This window comes from Bradyrhizobium liaoningense (assembly GCF_018130785.1).
Lineage (GTDB): Bacteria > Pseudomonadota > Alphaproteobacteria > Rhizobiales > Xanthobacteraceae > Bradyrhizobium > Bradyrhizobium liaoningense_A.
This window is the reverse complement of sequence record NZ_JAFCJT010000013.1, coordinates 134,754-155,246: the sequence shown is the minus strand read 5'-3', so window position 1 is coordinate 155,246 and position 20,493 is coordinate 134,754. Positions and strand designations below refer to the sequence as shown.

General features: G+C 60.4%; 12 protein-coding genes. 5 read left to right on the top strand and 7 right to left on the bottom strand.

The window, feature by feature from the left end; translation table 11 throughout:
• Positions 1-179 precede the first annotated feature (179 nt).
• The 3 genes from JQ627_RS24570 to JQ627_RS24560 form a co-directional block, all read right to left on the bottom strand.
• Positions 180-1,766: a GMC family oxidoreductase gene (locus JQ627_RS24570; RefSeq protein ID WP_212486668.1), complete on the bottom strand. Its 1,587-nt coding sequence runs from the start codon at positions 1,764-1,766 to the stop codon at positions 180-182.
• Positions 1,767-1,997: 231 nt separating this feature from the next.
• Positions 1,998-3,026, bottom strand: a complete 1,029-nt coding sequence (locus JQ627_RS24565) for a LysR family transcriptional regulator (RefSeq protein WP_249143328.1) — start codon at positions 3,024-3,026, stop codon at positions 1,998-2,000.
• Positions 3,027-3,337: 311 nt separating this feature from the next.
• On the bottom strand, positions 3,338-3,973 hold the full coding sequence (locus JQ627_RS24560; RefSeq protein WP_212486667.1) for a response regulator transcription factor: 636 nt from the start codon (positions 3,971-3,973) through the stop codon (positions 3,338-3,340).
• A gap of 204 nt (positions 3,974-4,177) precedes the next feature.
• On the opposite strand from JQ627_RS24560, the gene JQ627_RS24555 reads away from it, so the two are divergent.
• Positions 4,178-4,585: a response regulator gene (locus JQ627_RS24555; RefSeq protein ID WP_312015807.1), complete on the top strand. Its 408-nt coding sequence runs from the start codon at positions 4,178-4,180 to the stop codon at positions 4,583-4,585.
• Here the strand turns inward: JQ627_RS24555 and JQ627_RS24550 are convergent.
• From JQ627_RS24550 to JQ627_RS24535, 4 genes are all read right to left on the bottom strand, one after another.
• Positions 4,580-10,468 carry an AAA family ATPase gene (locus JQ627_RS24550; protein WP_212486665.1) on the bottom strand — a complete coding sequence of 1,963 codons (5,889 nt, stop codon included), beginning with the start codon at positions 10,466-10,468 and terminating at the stop codon, positions 4,580-4,582. The two genes, JQ627_RS24555 and JQ627_RS24550, sit on opposite strands and share 6 nt — an antisense overlap.
• A gap of 945 nt (positions 10,469-11,413) precedes the next feature.
• Positions 11,414-14,593, bottom strand: coding sequence for an efflux RND transporter permease subunit (locus JQ627_RS24545; protein WP_212486664.1), 3,180 nt, complete (start codon positions 14,591-14,593; stop codon positions 11,414-11,416).
• Positions 14,590-15,813: an efflux RND transporter periplasmic adaptor subunit gene (locus JQ627_RS24540; RefSeq protein WP_409363814.1), complete on the bottom strand. Its 1,224-nt coding sequence runs from the start codon at positions 15,811-15,813 to the stop codon at positions 14,590-14,592. The genes JQ627_RS24545 and JQ627_RS24540 overlap by 4 nt, the downstream gene beginning before the upstream one ends.
• 448 nt (positions 15,814-16,261) lie before the next feature.
• On the bottom strand, positions 16,262-16,795 hold the full coding sequence (locus JQ627_RS24535) for a peroxiredoxin-like family protein (protein ID WP_212486662.1): 534 nt from the start codon (positions 16,793-16,795) through the stop codon (positions 16,262-16,264).
• A gap of 466 nt (positions 16,796-17,261) precedes the next feature.
• Between JQ627_RS24535 and JQ627_RS24530 the strand changes: the two genes are divergently transcribed.
• The 4 genes from JQ627_RS24530 to JQ627_RS24515 all read left to right on the top strand — a co-directional run bounded on the left by JQ627_RS24530 (position 17,262) and on the right by JQ627_RS24515 (position 20,232).
• Positions 17,262-17,753, top strand: coding sequence for an OsmC family protein (locus JQ627_RS24530; protein ID WP_212486661.1), 492 nt, complete (start codon positions 17,262-17,264; stop codon positions 17,751-17,753).
• 263 nt (positions 17,754-18,016) lie between these two features.
• Positions 18,017-18,934, top strand: coding sequence for an NADP-dependent oxidoreductase (locus JQ627_RS24525; protein WP_212486660.1), 918 nt, complete (start codon positions 18,017-18,019; stop codon positions 18,932-18,934).
• An 81-nt stretch (positions 18,935-19,015) separates the two neighbouring features.
• Entirely contained in the window at positions 19,016-19,651 is a 636-nt protein-coding gene (locus tag JQ627_RS24520; RefSeq protein ID WP_249143326.1) for a nitroreductase family protein, read from the top strand.
• Positions 19,652-19,686: 35 nt separating this feature from the next.
• The gene (locus JQ627_RS24515; protein WP_212486659.1) at positions 19,687-20,232 is read left to right on the top strand and encodes a carboxymuconolactone decarboxylase family protein; all 546 of its coding nucleotides are present in this window, start codon (positions 19,687-19,689) and stop codon (positions 20,230-20,232) included.
• Positions 20,233-20,493 lie beyond the last annotated feature (261 nt).

Here is a 20,493-nt window from a genome sequence, read left to right as displayed (position 1 = left end):
CGCCGGCTGCACGATGAGCCGGTGTAACGATCCGCCCCACAACGTGAGGCGGCCGCGAACTGTAGCGACGACATGGTATCGACCAGAAAGATGTCGACCGCGGGGAACCCGATCGCGCAGAGCCCAAGCAGACGTGGGCGAGATCAGCCTCTCTCGCGCCAGATCTTCCTTTAGGTGCGTTAGAGATCCTCGACCAGCATCCTCGCGGCGTAGCGCGCAAGCGCCTGGGTCGGAGCGTTAGTATTGCCGCTGGTGATGTTCGGCATGATCGAGGCATCGATTACGCGGAGGCCATCGACGCCGCGAACCCTGAGCCTCGCGTCAACCACCGCTCGCGCATCTCGGCCCATCCGACAAGTTCCGACCGGGTGCCACATTGTCGTCACGACACGCTTCACCCATTCACCGATCTCGGCGTCCGAGTTGATGCCCGGGCCGGGATCCATTTCTTCCTCTATGACCGAGGCCAATGATTCCTGGGCCATGACCTTGCGAATCGCGCGCACCGATTCCACCGCGGCCTTCAGGTCTCCCTCCTCACCAATGAAGTTAGGATGGATGAGGGGCATTGACGCCGGATCACTGTCGGCCAACCGCACCCAGCCGCGGCTTTTGGGCTGAAGCACCACGAGTTCGAAAGTAATGCCCGAACGATCGCCCGCCGGACCGAGTTGCTCGTTCAAGACAATAGGGGCGTGATAGCATTGGATCGTAGGTTCTGCGGCGAAATCGGATGGATTCCAGTGTGTCACCGTCTCGATCCCATTACCCGACGCTGGGCCGTCTTTCGTGACGAGATAGCGCAACCCCGCCTTCACGCTGCCGAGACCTTGCGCCGCAGCCTGATAGCCGAGATCACCCTTCACATAGACACGGACCGGTACCATCGGGTGATCCTGTAGATTTTCGCCTACCTCCGGAGAATCGACGTTCACGGCGATGCCGTGTTGGCTCAGCTGCGCGGCCGGCCCGATGCCCGAATGCATGAGGATCGTCGGGCTATGGACGGCGCCGGCCGACAGAACAACTTCGTTGGCCCTGATGCTCTTCAGGCTCTTGTCCAAGAACTCGACGCCGACAGCCCGCTTGTTCTCGACGAGGATGCGAGCGACGGTCCTGCCGGTGAGAAGTGTCACGCGCCCCGCGGCGAGGTGTGGGCGCAGATAAGCGTCGACCGCGCTGCAACGGCGCTGATCTCCGACGGTCGACTGCACCGGCGAGACGCCGATCTGGGTCTTGCCGTTATAGTCGGGATTATAGGGAATTCCATATTCCTGGAACGCCTTGAGACAATATTGGTTCAGCTTATTGATGCCTTTGGGCAACTGAACCGCCAGGCCACCATCGATGCCGTGATATTCGTCGTGGAAGGTGTCGTTGTTCTCCTGCGCCATAAAGACGGGAAGCAGATCTTCATACGACCATTTACCGGTGTCGCCGACGGCATCCTGCCACGCAGCGAAATCACGAATCTGACCACGAACGTAGCACATCGCATTGATCGAGGAGCCGCCGCCGAGTACCTTGCCTGAGCGATACGCTCGCCTGGTCCCGTGCTGGGGGACCGTCTCGTACTTCCAGACATGCCGGTCGTGGGCCAGAATCTTCGCAAAGCCTGCTGGAATGTGGATGAACGGATCGCCATCCTTGTCACCCGCTTCGATCAGCGCGATCGACGCATCGGTGTGTACAGCGAGATAACTCGCGACAACGCAGCCGGCCGCGCCCGCGCCAACAATGACAAAATCGTAGGCTTCGTGGGACATTAGAATCTTTTCTTTCGTACCATTCGGATCGCTCAATCAACACCAGCTGCTGATGCGGCGCCTGACTCCAAGATTGATCGGACTATGCCTTTGGAGAGTGACGTTGCAATGCCGACAAGGGAAATGACCTCTTGCCATCGAGTTGATAGATGATCGTTATGACCGGACGCTTCGGTTCTCAGCGCTCCACAACGTGCTCTCACGCTCAACCAAACGAAGACGGTCTGCGCATCACGCCGGCCCCTGCCACTCCGCCACGCGCGTTGTCACCTGCCGCGTCGTCGCGCTTCGCTTCGTCTGTGGCGCCCCAGGGCTACTCGGGCGAGAGGCGCCAATAGCCGCACGGACTCCACTGCTTTCCCGGGCTCGACCCGCCGTGCGAAGAACGACCGACCAGTCGCGAAGGCGAGCGTACTTGACGAAGGCGTCCAGCGCAGGTGAGTAGCAGCGTCCCTGCACAGCCAGTAACCGCACCTCCCGTAAGACCGGGTCGCCTTCGAGCGGGATGGCCTTGAGCGTCGGAAGGCGTGGCATGTGCTCCGGCGCGAGTATCACGCCAAAGCCAGCGGCGGCCATGTGCTGCAAGTGCAAATCGTGACCGCTGCAATGGCCGAGATGGAGCGGCTCTTCGGGAAAATATGACCGTTGGATCTTCGGCGTGACGTCGCATCCGACGCGTTCCAGCAAGATTGTCTCGCGGAGGTCATCGATACCGATCGAGGTGCGATCTGCGAGCCGGTGTGTCGGCGCGAGAACTGCGACATAACGCTCCTCGAACAGCGACCAGTCGTCGATGCGGGCGGGCACGTCCTGCACGTCGCCGACCATTGCGGCGTTGATCTCGCCCTCAAGCAAGAGGTCGATGAGCTTCTGCGACGCGTCCTCGCGCAGCTCGACATGAAGTCCCGGGACGAGCTTTGCGATCTCCGCGATTGAATCGAGGACGAGCGATGCCGAGATGGATGGGGCAAGGCCGATCGTCAGCGGCGCAATTTCCTTGCGTTGGAACTCTTGAGCCCTGCGACGCACGGCCTCGGCCGACACCAATGTGCGTTCCAGCATCGGAAGGACTTCCTTTCCAAGATCCGTGAGCTGCGTGAGCTGGCGTTCGCGGTAGATCAGCTGGCCGCCGAGCTCCTGCTCGAGCTTCTGCACTCCCTTGGTCAAAGCAGGCTGCGTGACATTGCAATGTTCGGCCGCCCGGGTGAAGTTGAGCGTCGACGCGACGGCGAGGAAGTAGCGAACCTGATGAAGCTCCATGGGCTGTCTGTTCTCCGTCAAGGTGCGGCTGTTTCTACCGATGAGCCTCGCATCGCCCTGCCCGGATCCGGACGCTCGCGGTCGTTGCAAGAGTGAGAACACGACCTCGGTGTCTGTTCGACGACCAAACGTTGATGGCTTGCGGAGCTGCGGTCGATTGGTCGGAGGTATGATGAGGCTCGCTTTTCGCTGGCCATCCTAAGCGATCGCTTAGGGGCGGCGGTGCAAACCGCGCGCCCTCGAATCCAAGGAGCGGTTAGGAGCTCCAAAGAAGGAAATCAGCGACGCAGCAACATGCGGGGGACGCGATCTCAGGAATTCCGGGACTGCTCTAGTCTTATGTCGAGCCGATCCGCCATCCTGGTGAGCTCCGGAACCGAACGCGCCTTCATCTTCCGCATCAGGTTGGTGCGATGCACTTTCACCGTGGACTCGGCAATGCCGATATCGTTGGCGATCTGCTTGTTCAGGCGGCCCGCCACGACATGGAGCATGACCTCACTCTCGCGGGGACTGAGTGTGTCGAGACGTCGCCTGAGAGCGATTGCGAGGCGGTCGCTCTCGCGTCGGGCGCGATCGCGAGTGAGTCCGGCATCTATGGCGTCGAGCAGGTCCTGATCACGGAATGGCTTCGTAAGGAATTCTATCGCACCGCCCTTCATTGCCTGCACAGTCATCGGCACATCGGCGTACGCCGTGATGAAGATGATCGGCACTTGCCTGTTTGCGGCGACAAGTTCGCTCTGAAGGTCGAGACCACTTCGCCCAGGCATTCTTACATCGAGCACCAGACAAGTAGGACCGTCTGGTGGATCGGCCTTGAGAAACTCCGGAACGGACGAAAATTGTCGAGTATGTAAGCCGACTGTCCGCAACAGCCGCGCCACCGAATCGCGAAACTCGGGATCGTCATCGATAACCAAGACACTGGGATTCGCCTCGACCATTCCCGGTATCCCGCGTTGGGAAGACCATTTTGCCGTTTCGGGCACACCCTACGCACGATCTGCTCAGATGAACAGAATATTCTGCTTAAGGCGATGGCCGTACGCCTAAACCATCGCTTAGGAACGCCGACATTGCCTTATTGAGGAATGTCCGTGACACTAGGTTGCTTGCAGCGCGAGGCGCTGCTTCGCCGACCGGCGGAGATGCCTGGTAGCGCAATGTTGCACCGTACACTGATATCCATCGTCGACGACGATCAGCCCCATCGAGAGTCAATGCGAAAACTGGTAACGTTGCTGGGCTATACCGTCGAAGCGTTTGCCTCGGCGGCAGAATTCCTAGCATCGCATGCTCTGCCTGAAACCGCATGCCTGGTCACCGACGTTAACATGCCCGGAATGACCGGAGTCGAGTTGCACAGGCATTTAGTCGATGCAGGATATGCAATCCCGACAATCCTCGTCACGGCCTACCCCGATGCGGCCGTCAGGGATCGGGCTCTGAAGGACGGGGTCGTTTGCTACCTTAGCAAGCCAGTAGACGACGGCATTCTCGAGCAATGTGTGCGTTCGGCTCTACGGCCGGGTACGCCGACTGAAGACAATTCATGAGCCGTTGTCCGCCGGCAGCGTAAACTGAAATAAAGCGCCGCGAGGTTCGTTAGCTTCTACCCACAACTTGCCTCCATGCGCTTGAATGATGGAACGGCATATCGACAAGCCCATCCCTATCCCACCAGACTTCGTGGTGTAAAAGGCGTCGAAGACCAAATCGAGATGCTCTGGATCAATGCCCCGCCCCGAATCCCGTACGGCTACAACGGTGCCAGTCTGATCCCCCTCGGTACTGACCAATAGCTCTCTCGGCCCTTCCTCGACCAAGCCCATCGCTTCCGCTGCGTTCAGGATCAAGTTCAGCAAAACCTGCTGCAGCTGAACGCAGTCCCCCATGACCAGGGGCAGTCCATCGGCGAGTTGGGTGTGGACCGAAACGCTGTTCCTGTGAATGACGCTCTGCGCCAGTACAATCACCTCATTGACGGCTGAATTGAGATCGAAGCGCTCCTTTCGCAGCGGTGCCTTCTTGATGTGATCGCGCATCCGTCCGACGATATCTTTGGCGCGGTCCGCATCCCTCACAACGCAGGCGAGCGCTTCCCTGATCTCGTTCAGGTTTAGCGGTCTCATCTCCAGAAATCGCATCCCCGCGCGGGCGTTGTTACGAGCAGTAGCGATCGGATGCAGAATTTCGTGAGACAGCGAAGCCGCCAGTTCTCCCATCATGCTCACGCGATTCATGTGCGCGAAGTCCAACTCAAGCTGACGCAGCTTTTCACGTTCGTCCTGCGCCCGTCTTCGTTCCGTCACATCGACGGTTGTGGAGATAACCTCGGCCAGAGTGCCCCGGGGCGAAAACACGTGATAGCTAGTTCCCTCGACCCATTTGATTTTTCCATCAGGCAGGAGGAGTCTGAACTCGGCAATCATATCTGTCGTTTCACGCACGGCGTCCTGAACCGTTGTCCATACACGATCGCGGTCCTCTGGGTGAATGCGCTGCCACATACTCTGCCGACTTGGAAGGCCCTGCTGCGGATCAAATCCCCAGATCCGGTAACTCTCATCCGACCAATAAAGGTAACGCATAGTGGTCGCGTCGTAGATCCAATTGCCGGTGCGACTGAGTCTCTGTGCTTGGCTAAGCGCCTCCTCGATACGTTTGCGCTCCGTCAAATCGAGCACGAATGCGAGGCCCTCGTCGCCTCCTTCCTTGAACAGGGCGGCGCCGATAAGCACAGGAACGCGGCTGCCGTCTTTCCGGATATACTCTTTCTCGAAAGGCTGAACTGTTCCGGTCGAGTTGAGTGTAGCCAGAGTCAATACGTCGCGCTCGCGCCATTCGGGCGCGGACAACTCCGTCCAGCGCACGCGTCCCGAGACTATGTCCTCACGGTCATATCCTAGGATGCGCAGAAACGCGTCATTCGCCTCTAGAATTCGACCTTCGCGATCGGCAATGATGATCCCGATGATGTTGGCGTCGACCAGACGCCGAATCTTGCCTTCACGATCTTCGATGTCGCGATAAAGCCTCGAATTTTCGAGCGAGATCGCCGCCTGCGATGCAAGCACATTCAACACTGTGACGCGGTCAGGCGTGAAGACGTGGGCCGTCAGGTTGTTTTCGAGGTAGAGCGCGCCGGCCAGCCTGCCCTGTTTGAGCAACGGCAGGCAGAGAATAGAACGGGCATGACGCTGATGAATGTATTCATCGGCGGAAAACGGGTTTGCGGCAGTGCAAGCGTCGTGGAGAAGAACACTCTCTTTCGTCCGGATCACGTAGTGGAGGATGGACTCCGGCAGATCTGCAGCGGTTACACTTGCCGGTCGCTGGCCGACGGTCACCGCATTGTTGCTGGTCGTGACTTCCGCCTCGATCCGATACCCATCACCTGCCGCAAGGATCAACAGACCTCGCACGGCACCCGCGTGCTCAATCGCCGTGCGCATCAACGTGTCGAGCAGCTTTTCCAATACGATCTCGCCCGATACGGCTTGCGAGATTTTGATAACGGTAGCTAGATCAAGTTGTTCGAGGGATGCGCCAATTGTGCTCGTGGCACCGACAACCGGCTTTTCCTCTCTGAGGTACGGATACAACTCGTCGAGTTGGCGCACCTTTCCGCCGGCTCCCCAGAGGATGTATGCGCACCTCGCGTCCCGCAGATAAGCCCGCGCGATCTTCTCGAACCCACGTGCGGAGTAGAAGCGTGCGGCGATCTCGTTGGCGAGCGCCTCATTGTGGACCAAGCCGTGCGTGTGTGCCGAGTGGATAGCGCGCTCGTAAAGATGCTCGGCATCAAGCGTTCGGCCTTCGATGCGGGCAACTTCAGCCCCGACAAGGGCGGCGCGGTCTTCGAAGTTGTCCGGGCAAGCCGCCGCCCAGACCTCGAGCTGTCGGTGGTGCGCCGCCAGTGCACTGACATGCTCCTGCCATTGGCCCGCCGCCGCGGACTCGCAGGATGCTGCTCTGGAGAGCGCGCTATAAAAGTGATATTCCGCGCATTCGAAGAAAGACGCCGATGTCGGCTGCAGCTGTTGCGCCCTCGATGAGGCCTCGAGGGCGCCCGCATAGTCGCCGGCAAAGAAGCGTGCCTGAAGCTTGCGGGTCCAATACGAGCCCTCGGCCAACGCCAGATCCGGGTTCCCGCGGAAGCGGGATTCCAGCAGGAGTTCGTCAAACTGCCCATCGTCAAAGCGACCGAAAATCGGCGTCAAGCCGCGGAGTGTCCGAACCAGCCCGAGCTGGCCTGCGATAGAGTCAATCGCAAAGCCGAACCGCATGCTGCGCGCGAACGCGAGACCATGCTCGACCTCGACTTGCACGTTATCGAGCGGATCGCCGGCCGCGATAAGATACGTGTTCAAGTGGGTGTAGTAATACGCCGCAAAAGTGAGGTCACCGATCTGGTTTGCAGTCTCAAACGCGCGCCGCAGCAGATCACGCCCTTCCTGGACATGCATCGTCCAGAACATGAGTAGATAGCCATAGTTCAAATAGGTCCTGGCCTGGAAGCGTTTTAGCCCGCGCCGTTCGACCAGTTCATAGCCGAGACGGCCGAATCGAATGCCCGCCTCGTAGTCGCCGAATTCCGGTCCAGCGATTCTGCCAAGCACCGTATAGGCGTAGCACGAGCCGTCACAATTGCCGCCCTCGAGGCTGAGATTGACTGCTCGACAGATGACCATCGAACGCACGTTCACATCCGTATAGTGGGCAGGCGGCCCGAGCTTCGTCAGGACATCGAGGGTCGCGAGCGATGCCGGATTGCTCATCAAAGGCAGATCAATGAGGCTTTCTATCGTGCGGGAGCCGAGTTGGGACCAGATCCGCTCATACTCGCGTCGAGCCTCATCTTGCGTCGGGTGCGGCGACCAGTCGATGCCCAGGTGGCGGAGATAGTCGAGACCGACTGCGATCGCGCGGCTGCCCCGATCCAGGGTCGTGTAAAGATCCACCTGCAGGCACGTGACGCGGGCTCGTTCGATCGGCGTTGCGGCACGGGCCGACAGCTCGGCCAGGCGATGCTCGGCTTCTGCCAATGCGCCAGTGAGGAACTCACATTCGGCCCGATGCAACTCCAGTTCGAAGATTAAGTCGTGCTGGCGCTCCCAAGGGTTCCCCGGCAGCAGGGCCACACCGCAGACCAGATAGTTCAGCGCCGAGGCGTACGCCGTCGAGGTCTTTGCCCGTCTACCTGCAATGAGATTTAGCTCGGCGACCCGCTCAAGCTCCTCAATTGAGTTGATGAGATGCGAGCCGCGGTTGAGCTGATTTGCGATTTCGAAGATCGTCTCCTCCAGCTTTTCTGGAGTGGTCTGCGCCGCGAGCAGCATTCCTATTCGTAAATGGGCTTCGGCACGCAAATCCTCAGGGATCAAGGAGTAGGCCGCCTCTTGGACGCGGTCGTGGAGAAATTTGTATGAAACTTGCGAACGAAAGATCAGCCCTGCTCGCACCGCCTCCCAAAGCTGGCCATGCATCTCCTCCTCGGAATTCCGGCAAATGATCTGCAACGTGCCGAAGTCCACGTCGTTGCCCAGGCAGGCGAGCCTCTGCAATGTGTTTCTCGTTTCGGCGGACAGACGGTTTAGCTTCCCGACCATAAGATCCACCACGTTGTCGGTGTAACCTTTGGCGTGTATGCGATTCAGGTCCCAGCTCCACTGCGCCTCGCCGTAATCGAAAGTAAGCAATGCTTCGTCGGCGAGCGCGGAAATGAACTGAATAGCGAAAAGTGGATTGCCGGCCGTCTTCTCGTGGATCAGCTGTGCCAGCGGCATAATTCTCTCTGGTTCGCTGTGAATGGAATCCGCGATTATTTGTGCCAGCTCTTCGCAGTTTAGGGGAGGCAACACGATATCATGCAATATCGCCCCAGCCTTGCGCATCGCCTCAAACTTGCGCATCAGCGGGTGAATGGGATCGACCTCGTTGTCGCGGTAAGCGCCGATTAACAGCAGGTTTCGCTCGTCCGGCCGGATCAACAAATCCTCAAGCAAATCGAGCGTTGCCGCATCAATCCATTGGAGATCATCGAGGAACAGGGCGAGGGGATGTTCGGGACGCGCAAACACCCCGATAAATCGCCAGAACACCAGCTGAAAGCGGCCCTGCGCATCCAGCGGCGGCAACTCGGGTACCGGTGGCTGTTCGCCGATGATGTGCTTCAATTCCGGAACCAGATCAACAATGAGCCGAGCGTTCGGCTCGAGCGCCGCGAGCAGCGCCTCCCGCCATTGCCGCAGCTCCACTTCGGTCTTGCTCAAGAGAGGGCGGATCAGGCTCTGAAAGGCCTGTGCAAGGGTAGCGTACGGAATGTCCCGCTTGTATTGATCAAACTTGCCCGATGCAAAAAGACCGCGCGTCGGAACAAGTCGTTTATGAAATTCATGGACAACCGCGGACTTGCCGATGCCGGAGTATCCGGAAACGAGCACCAACTCCGGCCTGCCTCCGGCAACGATGCGGTCGAAGGAGGCAAGCAGGGTATCGATCTCGGCTGTCCGACTATACAGTTTCTCGGGGATCAGCAGTCGGTCGGGAGTGTCATGTTCCCCGGGCGGAAATTCATAGATATCGCCTCGGGTTTCCCATTCAGCAAGGCAACGCCGTAGATCGCTCTCGGCACCTGCAGCTGTCTGGTAACGCTCCTCAGCGGTCTTGGCGAGAAGCTTCATGATAATCGCGGAGACCGAGGCCGGGAGGCTTCTCAATCGTTCGCTGGGCGATGCCGGTCGTCTCGCGATATGGCAATGCACCCATTCCATCGGATCGGTTGCCGTGAAAGGCAGCACGCCCGTGAGCATCCGATACAGCGTGACCCCGAGGGAGTAGAGATCGCTGCGGGCGTCGATCGAGCGGTTCATCCGCCCGGTTTGTTCGGGCGCCATGTAGGCGAGTGTACCGCCGATGGTCTCGGGCGGCTCGGGCGCTTGCCGCTCGCGGGAGAGACGCGATGCGATTCCAAAGCCGGTGAGCCGCACGTGTCCATCTGCGCAGTCCACCATAATATTAGCTGGCTTGATGTCTTTGTGAATGAGCCCGCGCTCGTGAAGCTTGCCTAAGGCCGAGGCAACAGCGATGGCTAAGCGCAGGAAGCGTCCTATCTCCATCGGACCACGGAGCAAACGGTCGAGCGGCTCGCCGCCCGGATCATCGAGCACCAGCACGATCCGACCCGCGTCGCGCATGAGAGCGAGCGGACGCACCGCCCAAGCCCCGTCGAGCTCATCTTTCAGATCGTATTCGTGAGTAAGAGGATCGGGTGTTGACCGGGACGGGTGGCCCGCGGCGGACGTAACACGCAATACCGCGAGCCGGTTGCCTTTCTCGTCCAATCGCCAGCCGCGGCTGAACGCGCGATCGCCATCCTCCCATAACACCTGGGAGCAACCTTCCGGGTACGTGACGTTCAGCGACTGCTGCACCATCTGTCAGACTCAGGCGTCGCGCGAGCGGCCTTTCTCCAAGCCTGCGAAATCGTACTCGATTGTCAGGGAAATGCCAGCAGCTCCCCAGCCAGGCAAGACACAGCTCTCCGGATCCTCCTCGCCGAGATAGCGAGCAGCATTGCCGTGAAATTCGCCTTTGAAGCTATCATTGCGGAGATCGCGCGATCGAGGATCGAAGCCATTTCGCAAAGGGCCCGGAGTTCCGCTCGATCGAACTCCTCTTAGGACGAGTTCCGCTCTCTCACCACGGAACCCCACGCGCCCGAGCGGCTCCGATAACGGTCGGCTATCGACACCATGGCGAGTGGTGACTTTTCTTTCAACTGATCCGAACTCAATCTGCAACCAGTCGCCCACCGCCCCCGACAGCGGCCAAGGCCGGCATTCCGTTTGAGCGATCGCAGGCCGAGATGTCCGAGGTGCGTCGATCGTTTCACGGCGCGTCGGCGGGGTGACCCACAACTAGTTGAGCTGGTTGCACGTCGCTTTCGATCAGCCATCGACAACCGCGCGAGGGCGTCATGACACTTCAGATCTCACGACGAGGCAAGGAATATTTGAGGACTGCTCGGACCTTGCTTCGCTCCGTTAAAGCCATGACGGACCGAGTGATTGCTGCTCAACTCAAAGCACTTGCCGACGACCACGAGCGGCGAGCCAAGGCTTTGCTTGATGGTGCAAGCGATAATTCACGGGTATACCTGAGCATCTGGCGCGACGCGCTCCGGCCCGGCTCGCGATCAACAACGCGTCGCTGACGTACGGCTTTGCCGCAACCGCCAACACCCGTAACCGACAATCGACTCGTCGATGCAACCGCCACGGCGGCGCGAGCCGCCCTGCGCATCATCATTCTTGACCTTGTTTCAGAGAACAGTCGCGGGAGTACCCTCGGTTCACCGCGCATTTGCAATCGACCTCGGTTCACTCCGCCGCAGCCGCAGCCACGTCAGATTGACCCGGCTTACCTTCGTTCTTACCCTCCGCGAGGTTGCGCACGACCACATAGAAGAGCGGGGTGAAGATCAAGCCGAATAGCGTGACGCCCAGCATGCCGAAGAACACAGCAACGCCGACGGCCTGGCGCATCTCCGAGCCCGAACCGGTCGATACCACCAGCGGCAGCACTCCAAGGATGAAGGCGAACGAAGTCATCAGGATTGGCCGCAGGCGCAATCGACAGGCCTCTATAACTGCCTCAAGCCGCGACCTGCCCTCGAGCTCGATGTCACGCGCGAACTCGACGATCAGGATCGCGTTTTTGGCAGCTAAGCCCACCAGCACCACGAAGCCGATCTGAGTCAGGATGTTGACGTCCTGTCCCATGATCCTCACACCGATGGTGGCCGCGAACAGGCACATCGGCACGATCAGGATCACCGCGAAGGGCAACGTCCAGCTGCCATATTGCGCGGCCAGCACCAGATAGACAAACAGAACGCAGATGGGGAACACGTAGAGACCGGCGTTGCCACCCGTGACCTGCTGGTAGGACAGATCGGTCCATTCGAACGAGAAGCCGCTCGGCAGCGTCTGGGCTGCGAGCTCCTTGATGGTGCTGAGTGCTGTCGCCGAGCTCACGCCCGGCGCCGGTTCACCTTGCACCTCGGACGCCGAGTAGAGATTGTAGCGCGCGACACGATCGGGTCCCGAGATGTCCTTAAAGTCGACGACACTGCCGAGCATCACCATGTCGCCGGTTGCGTTCCGGGTGCGCAGACGCGCGAGGTCGGATGTTTCCTTGCGAAACGGAAGATCGGCCTGCGCGGTGACGTGATAGGTGCGGCCGAACAGGTTGAAGTCGTTGACGTAGGTCGAGCCGAAGTAGGTCTCGATCGTGTCGGTGATGTTGGCGATGGGAACGCCGAGCTTCTGCGCCTTGACCCGATCGATGTCGACGAACAACTGCGGCGTATTCGCCGTGAACGGCGAGAACACGGAGGTTAGATTCGGCGACTTTCGCGCGGCACCGACGAGTTCATCGGTCGCGGCCGCGAGCAACTGGGGACCACGCCCTTGTCGATCCTGGATGCGGATGGCGAAGCCGCCGCCGGTGCCAATGCCTGGCACCGCAGGCGGCGGGATGACGATGATGAAAGCGCCCTGAACCGCCGACAGCCGCTTGCGTAGATCCGCCGTGATCGCGTCGGCCGATAATCCCTTCTTCTGACGCGCCTCCGGCTCGTCGAACACTGGGAACAATGCCGCGGCGTTGCCGGCCTGCGTACGCGTCGCTCCGGAGAAGCCGCTGAACGCACCGACACGGATGATACCCGGCGTATCCAGCGCAATCCGCTCGATTTCGCGCACCACGGCGGCGGTCCGCACCAACGACGCGGCGCCTGGCAATTGCACCGAGACGATGAGATAGCCGCGATCCTGCGCGGGAATGAAACCCTGCGGCGTCGTCACGATCAGCCAGCCCGCACTGCCGATCAGCGCGACGTAGATCAGGATCATCATCACCGAGTGCCGTATCACGAAGTCGGCAACGCCGGCATAGCCGTCGGCCAGCCAGTCGAACACGCGATTGAACAAGCCCGTGAAGGCGTCCCAGCCGCGTCCCACAAGGTTCCAGCGCGCCGGCGGCCGCCTTCCCTCATACGGGACCAGAATCTGCGAGGCCAGCGCCGGCGAGAGCGTCAGCGAGCAGAAGCAGGAGATCGCGGTCGCGACCGCGATGGTAACGGCGAACTGCTGGAAAAACTGCCCCGAAATGCCGCCCAGGAACGCCGTCGGGACGAACACCGCACAGAGTACGAGTGCGATGGAGACCAAAGCGCCGCCGACTTCCTCCATGGTCCTAATCGCGGCATCGCGCCGGCTCAGACCGTGATGAAGGTGTCTCTCGACATTCTCGACAACCACGATGGCGTCATCGACCACGATGCCCACCGCGAGTACGAGGCCAAACAGCGTCAGATTGTTGATGGAGAACCCGAGCGCGGCCATCACCGCGAAGGTGCCGACCAACGAGACCGGAATCGCGATAATGGGGATGATCGCGGGCCGCCAGCCCTGCAAGAACGCCAGCACCACGATGACCACGAGCAGCATCGCCTCGTAGACCGTCTTAATCAGCTCATGGACGGACTGTGCGATGAATTCGGTAGGATTGTAGCCGATATTATAGTCGAGCCCTTTCGGAAAACTCTCCTTCAACTGTGCCATGGTGCTGGAGATCGCCTTCGCCGTGGCGAGCGCATTCGACCCAGGCCGTTGTGTCACCACCATTGCGACGGCCGACTTGCGCAATATGCGGCTGCTGGTGGCGTAGGACAGTGCGCCGAGCTCGACGCGGGCGACGTCGCGCAGCCGCATGGTACGGCCGTCGGAACCTGCCTTCACCACGATGTCCTCAAATTGATTGATGTCCTTGAGACGTCCGGTGAATGTGAGATTGGGCTGGAGCGCGCGATCGGCGATCGGAGGCTCCGCGAGCTGTCCGCCGGTGATCTGCAGGTTCTGGGCACGGATCGCCGCGAGCACCTCGTTCGAGGTCAGACCGACATTAGCGATTCGATCGGGATCGAGCCACAATCGCATCGAGTAGTCGCGCGCCCCGAACATCTGGATGTCACCGACACCGTCGAGCCGCAAAAGCTGATCGCGCACCTGCAACAGCGTATAGTTGGAGATATAGAGCTGATCGAACGAATCGTCGGGCGACAGCACGAATACGGCCATCAAGATGTCCGGCGAGTTCTTGCGGGTTACGACGCCGTTGCGCTGGACCTCCTCGGGAAGCCGCGGCTGCGCAATCGCGACGCGGTTCTGAACCAGCACCTGGGCCTTGTCGAGATCGGTGCCAAGCTTGAACGTGACGGTGATGGTGAGCTGGCCGTTCGAGGTCGCCTGGCTGTAGAGATACAGCATGTCCTCGACGCCATTGATCTCCTGCTCGATCGGGGCCGCCACCGTGTCGGACACGGTCTGTGCTGACGCGCCGGGGTATTGCGTGGTGACGGTAACGGTCGGTGGCACCGCTTGCGGATATTCCGAGACCGGCAGCGTCTGGTAAGCGATCGTGCCGACGATCACGAGCACGATCGACAATACCATCGCCAAGATCGGCTGGTTGATGGAAAGCCTTCCGAGATTCATGGCTTGGCACCCGCCGGGCTCTTGTCGGGAGCAGGCGCCTGCGTCATCTTCGGCGTCACTTTGGCGCCAACGCGGGCGCGCTGCAGCCCGTCGACGATGACGTGGTCCTCCTGCGCTAGTCCCTCGCGAATCACGCGGAGGCCGTCGTCGAGCGGCCCGAGCACCACCGACCTTGCTTCCACCGTATTGTCGCGCTTCACCACGAAAACGATCTTGCGCGATTGATCGGTCGCGATAGCAGCGTCCGGAATCAGCAGCGCCTCGTAAGGCGCGGATCCGATGATTCTGACGCGGCCGAACTGCCCGGGCAGGATCGAAAGATCCGTGTTGGAGATCACGGCACGGCTGCGCAGCGTCGCGGTCGAGATGTCCAGTCGATTGTCGAGGAAGTCCATCCTCCCCTCATGCGACGGCTTCGTCTCGCCGGTCAGCGTCACTTGCACGGGGTTTGCCGTGTCGCGCGAACTTGGCCGCTTGCCTTCGAACCACAGCTTGCTGTTGCGCAGATAGGTCGCCTCGTCGACGTCGAAATAGATGTAAATCGGATCGAGCGACACGATCGAGGTGAGCAACGTCGCGCCGCTATCGGCGCCCTGCACGAGGTTGCCGGGGGTCACAAGATGTCGGCTGACGCGGCCGGTGATCGGCGCCAACACGTGGGTGAATTCGACATTGAGCTGCGCGGCCTTCAGCGCTCCCTCGGCCTGCGTCTCGGCCGCATAGGCCGCCTGCAAGGCCTGACGGCGCTGATCGACGACCTGCACCGAAACGGCGCTGGTCTGGACCAGGTTCAGCCCACGGTCGAGTTCACGCTTGGCAAGCTCTGCCTTGGCCCGCGCGTCGTCGAGTTGGCCCTGCGCTTGTGAGGCGACCGCCTCGAACGGGCGCGGATCGATGATGTAGAGCAGATCGCCGGCATGAACGATCGCACCGTCTGTGAATTCGACGCTGTTGACGAAGCCACCGACACGGGCACGGACCTGAACCTCCTGCATCGCCTCAAAGCGGCCGGTGAACTCGTCCCAGTCCGTGACCGTGCGCTTGACCGGTTGAGCGACTGTCACCAGCGGCGGCGCAGGCGCGGCCTCCTGCGATTGTGCCTTCTTGTCGCAACCGGCGAGCGCCAGCGCGAACAGCAGACCGATCGGTGCGACGCAGCATCGTGGAAAGCGATAAAACGAACCGCGATCGAGCTGAGGTGCCGGAGCCGGACGCACCATTCTATCAGTCATACTCACTTCCGTCTCTCCAAGAACCCAGCGCGACGATCTAGATTACGTCGTTACCTCGCATATCGACCCACTGCGCTCTCTCGAGCTTTCATCGTGATCCGCGCTTTGATAGCAGAACCGCAGGGTCAGGCTCGACGATGCTTTGGAGAATGGCCTTGCAATTCCGGCGACGGAAATCACCTCTCGCCATGGACTCGATAAACGGTCGTTATTGCCGCTCGCCGCGCGAGCTCGATGCCGTAGCGAGGAATGCCGCAGGCCGCATAGCACTCGAAACCGCGACGTCCTATTCTGCGGAGAATTCCGAGTCGCGCTCGGTCAGAGCCGGCAAGATCAAACAAACCCGAAACACCGGACCGAACGGAGAATCACACAGTGACTCCCGCGCAGCGGCTTCCATGTTCACGGCTGTGCCGGTAGCTAAGCCGACGGCCGCTCAGAGAGGGCCGTCATACTCGCCACGCGCCGGATAATCCCTGGCGATAGCGAAATCGATCGCCTGAAGCAATTCCGAGAACAGCGGACGTGCGAACGGCATTGTTTGAACCGCGCCGTAGTACAAAGTACCATCCGGTCGGATGAGGAATACGCCGGGCTCCGAAAACAGTGACGGCTCCTCGATGTTGATCGATGTCTTTCCACGCGACGACGAAATATAGAGACCCCACTTGCGAGCAACCGCCAGCGGCAGCGAATATCCGAATCGCAAGCTGGCGCCGACCTTGTTTGCCATTTCCTGAGCGCGCTCGCGAACGTCGGAGCTGATAGCGATGACCTTTGTACCGCGACGCTCATACTCGGGTATGAGCGATTCCAGCTCGCGCAGATACTTGAGGCAGACCGGGCAATGGAGTCCGCGGTAGAAGCATATCAGCGTAAACAGATTCGGCGCGTCGGCGGCAAGATCAAAGTCGCCATGAGCAAGGGTCGGCACGCGCAGTTCGGGAACCGATCGACGAGGCAGCAGCATTCTCTTCTCCGCAGTGTTTTCCCAAGTACGTCGGGAATTCCGGCACCCACTAATCGCCCACAAGCCCCCCACTCCGGCCCCGGCAGGGTGAAACTATGTCGCCGACCTTGAACTGAGAAATGTCCGACCGTTATGATTTCCATTCCCGCGCGCTGTTTCTTCGACCGAGACTTGGCTCGATGGAAGTCAATGCGCTGTCGCGAGCGAAAGATCGTCAAGCCCGGCGCGCGGGTTCACGGATTTCCTCGTCGCGGAGCTTCGGCACCGACTCCCGAAGCATTCCCGGCGGTTATGGACATGATAGCTTTACCCGAATGGTCGCCGGATTTAGTTGTTGAACGCGCCGGCCGGAGCGGACGCCGCGCTGAGACCTCGCGCTATCTGCAAGACTTGTCCTGCGTTGCCTGCTTGCGTTCACGCTCGTCGAGAGCCGGTGGTCGATCATTCGAACAATCGGGACTGAGTCATGACCAATATCCGCGAAGTTGTTGTCGCAAGCGATCCCACCAATCATGGCGCACTGGTATGCAGTGTCGGCGGCTCCCAGTTTAATGTCGGCGGCCCGGATGGCGTCGGCCACATTTCTTCTGGTCCCAATCCTTACGACCTCCTTAGCGCGTCCCTCGCCGCATGCACCGCTATGAGCATTCGTTTTCAGGCTCGACGCCAGAGACTCCCGCTGGAGCGGCTGGAAGTGAGCGTCAGCTTCCGCCATGGCGCTCAGGGCGAACGAGATTCGTTCGCACGCACCCTCGTGCTGGAGGGAGAACTCGATGCTCATCAGCGCGCTCTCCTGCTGGACGCCGCAAACCTCTGTCCCGTTGGCAAGATTCTCGGCATCGGCGCCGCCATCAACACGCGCCTGGACGCTCCTGCTACCGGCCACAGCCCAAGCACTCAGGCCAGCTACGAGGATGATCTGGCTCAACTCCCGATCCCGAATATCACTCCGGATTGAGCGTCTCCCGTGCCGTCGATCACCGTACCGGCGCATCGCTCAAACCCGCATTGCAGCTCTTTCTTGCGTCCTCAGTGCCCGGAACTCTTCCCTCGCGGGGCATTCGTTCCGACGTTCGCTGCTGACGCGCCTTGATCTTTCGCGTCGATGGCATCGATTCCATAGCCACAGGTCATTGGACCGTCGAATTTCGCGATCGTATTTTTGTTCGCCCGCGAGGCAAACCGGAAGATGGCGACATACCACACACGAGGAGATTGGCGATGAGGGCAATCGTCGTGGCGGACCAAGCTGCGGGAACGGCCGGGATGAAGCTGGTGGAGCGACCCGAACCGCGGCCGGCAATAAACGACGTCGTCGTTCAGGTTTATGCGTCAGGATTCGTTGGAACCGAGCTGTCGTGGCCTTCGACGTGGACCGATCGCCTCGATCGTGACCGAACACCGTCGATTCCCGGGCACGAGTTCGCCGGAGTGGTCACCGCTCTCGGATATGGCACGACGGGCCTGTCGGTGGGACAGCGGGTGTTCGGCCTCGCGGACTGGTATCGCGATGGCACACTGGCCGAGTATGTGGCGATCGAGGCACGCAACCTCGCGCCGCTGCCGGGCGACGTTGACTTCGCGGTGGGCGCGAGCCTGCCGGTCTCGGGGCTGACCGCGTGGCAGGGATTGTTCGTGCACGGCCGCCTTCAGGCGGGGCAGCGCGTCCTCGCGCACGGAGCGGCCGGCGCTGTCGGGTCGATGGTGACGCAACTCGCGCGTGAGGCCGGCGCCTATGTTATCGGCACCGGACGCGCCTCCGACCGTCAGAAGGCGCTCGACTTCGGCGCGAATGAGTTCGTCGACCTGGAGAACGACGCTCTAAAAGACGTCGGACCAGTCGATCTGGTGTTCGATCTCATTGGCGGCGACATCGGGAAGCGCTCCGCGCGCCTGGTTCGATCCGGAGGAACGCTGGTGTCCATCGTCGGGCCGGCCGAGGGGCGGCCCGCCGATGGCCTGGCGGTCGACTTCGTCGTCGAGTCCGATCGTGCCCAACTGGGTGAGATCGTCCGGCGGGTTCGGGACGGGCGACTGCGCACGAACATCGGCCACGTAACGACGCTCGAAGATGCCGTCGCCGCCTTCAAACCGACAAAGCGCATCGGCGGCAAGACGATCATCCGCGTTCGTTCGTGAACGACCCACATTCGATGCACGCGGCAAAGAGAGCGAAAGCACTCGCTATCTCAAGTCGTCCCCTAACGCACGGGAATCACCATGACCAACAGAATCGCCATGACCAACGCCGTCATCGAATGCATCCTGAGCCGCAGCTCCGCCAAATACTATGACCCAGCCGCCACTTTGAGCGATGACCAAATCCGCGAGCTGGTGCGAATCGGCACGACTGCGCCGACATCCTTTCATTTGCAGAACTGGCGCTTCATCGCGGTACGCACACCTGAAGCCAAGGCTCGGTTGAGTCCGATCGCCTGGAAGCAGCCGGCGATCACTGAGGCCGCTGTTACCTTTATCATCTGCGGCCAGTTGGCTGATTCCAGTGTAATTCCGGACCGGCTGGCGCCGGTGGTCGAGGCGGGTATCATGCCGGCGAAATTGATACCGGATTGGGAAATTCCCGCACGCGATCTCTATAAGGACTATCCGCAGCGCCAGCGCGACGAAGCAGTGCGCACCGGCGCCTTCGGAGCGGCCGCGATGATCTATGCGGCCCGCTCGCTAGGCCTAGGTTCGACGCCGATGATCGGTTTCGATGCCGAAGCAGTGCACCGAGATTTTGGACTGACCGAGGACGAAGTACCGGTCATGTTGTTGTCGGTAGGCGCCGTGCGCCCGGGAAACTGGCCGCAAAAGCCGCGCCGTCCGGTGGCTGATGTGTTGGATCTCGTTTGATTATCTGTGAACCCAGCGAATTGCGAAAGCTTATGATGCCAAGAATTGCAGCGCTAAAGCCGGAACAAGTGCCGGCCGATTCGAAGCCGACCCTGGATATGTTCGCCAAGAACATTGGGTTCACCCCAAATATGATGGCGACGTTCGCCACAAGCCCGATCGCTTTCAACTCATGGGCCGCCCTGCTCGGCTCCTTGAGCAAGGCGCTAGATGTGAAGACACGCGACAGCATCGGCCTCGCTGTCTCCGAAGTGAATGGCTGCGACTACTGCCTGACGGTTCACAGCTTTACGGCCAATCATATGGCCAAGCTGCCCGCCAATGAAATCACTCTCGCTCGGAAGGGCCATGCCAGCGACCCGAAGCGGGACGCCGCCATTCAGTTTGCGCGCAAAGTCATCGAGACCCGTGGCAAAGTTAGTGACGTCGATCTGAAAGCTGTCCGCGATGCTGGTTACACGGATGCAAACGTCATCGAGATAGTCGCATTGGTGGCCATGTACTCTTTGACGAACTTCTTCAACAACGTGGTTGATCCCGCGAAGGACTTTCCCGCCGTTGCGCCGGCTGGTTCGATCTGAACTCTATCCGGTCGCATCGGCGATCTCCGAGGATCCTCTATAGTGTGAAGACGACGCAAGGCTCGGATGCATCGGGGAAAGATTCCTCCGAGTGCGTTCGGGCCTTTGGCCGGCACGAAGGCTACGGGCAGCGACGAGTGGTTACGGCGTCGCGGAAAGCGGCGCCAATACCATCCTTGAAAAGCGCTCAAACGCGCCTCGCCCGCCGGCAGGCGAGACCAACGTCTCCAATTCGCTGTTGTTCGGCACCGAGGCGCGGCG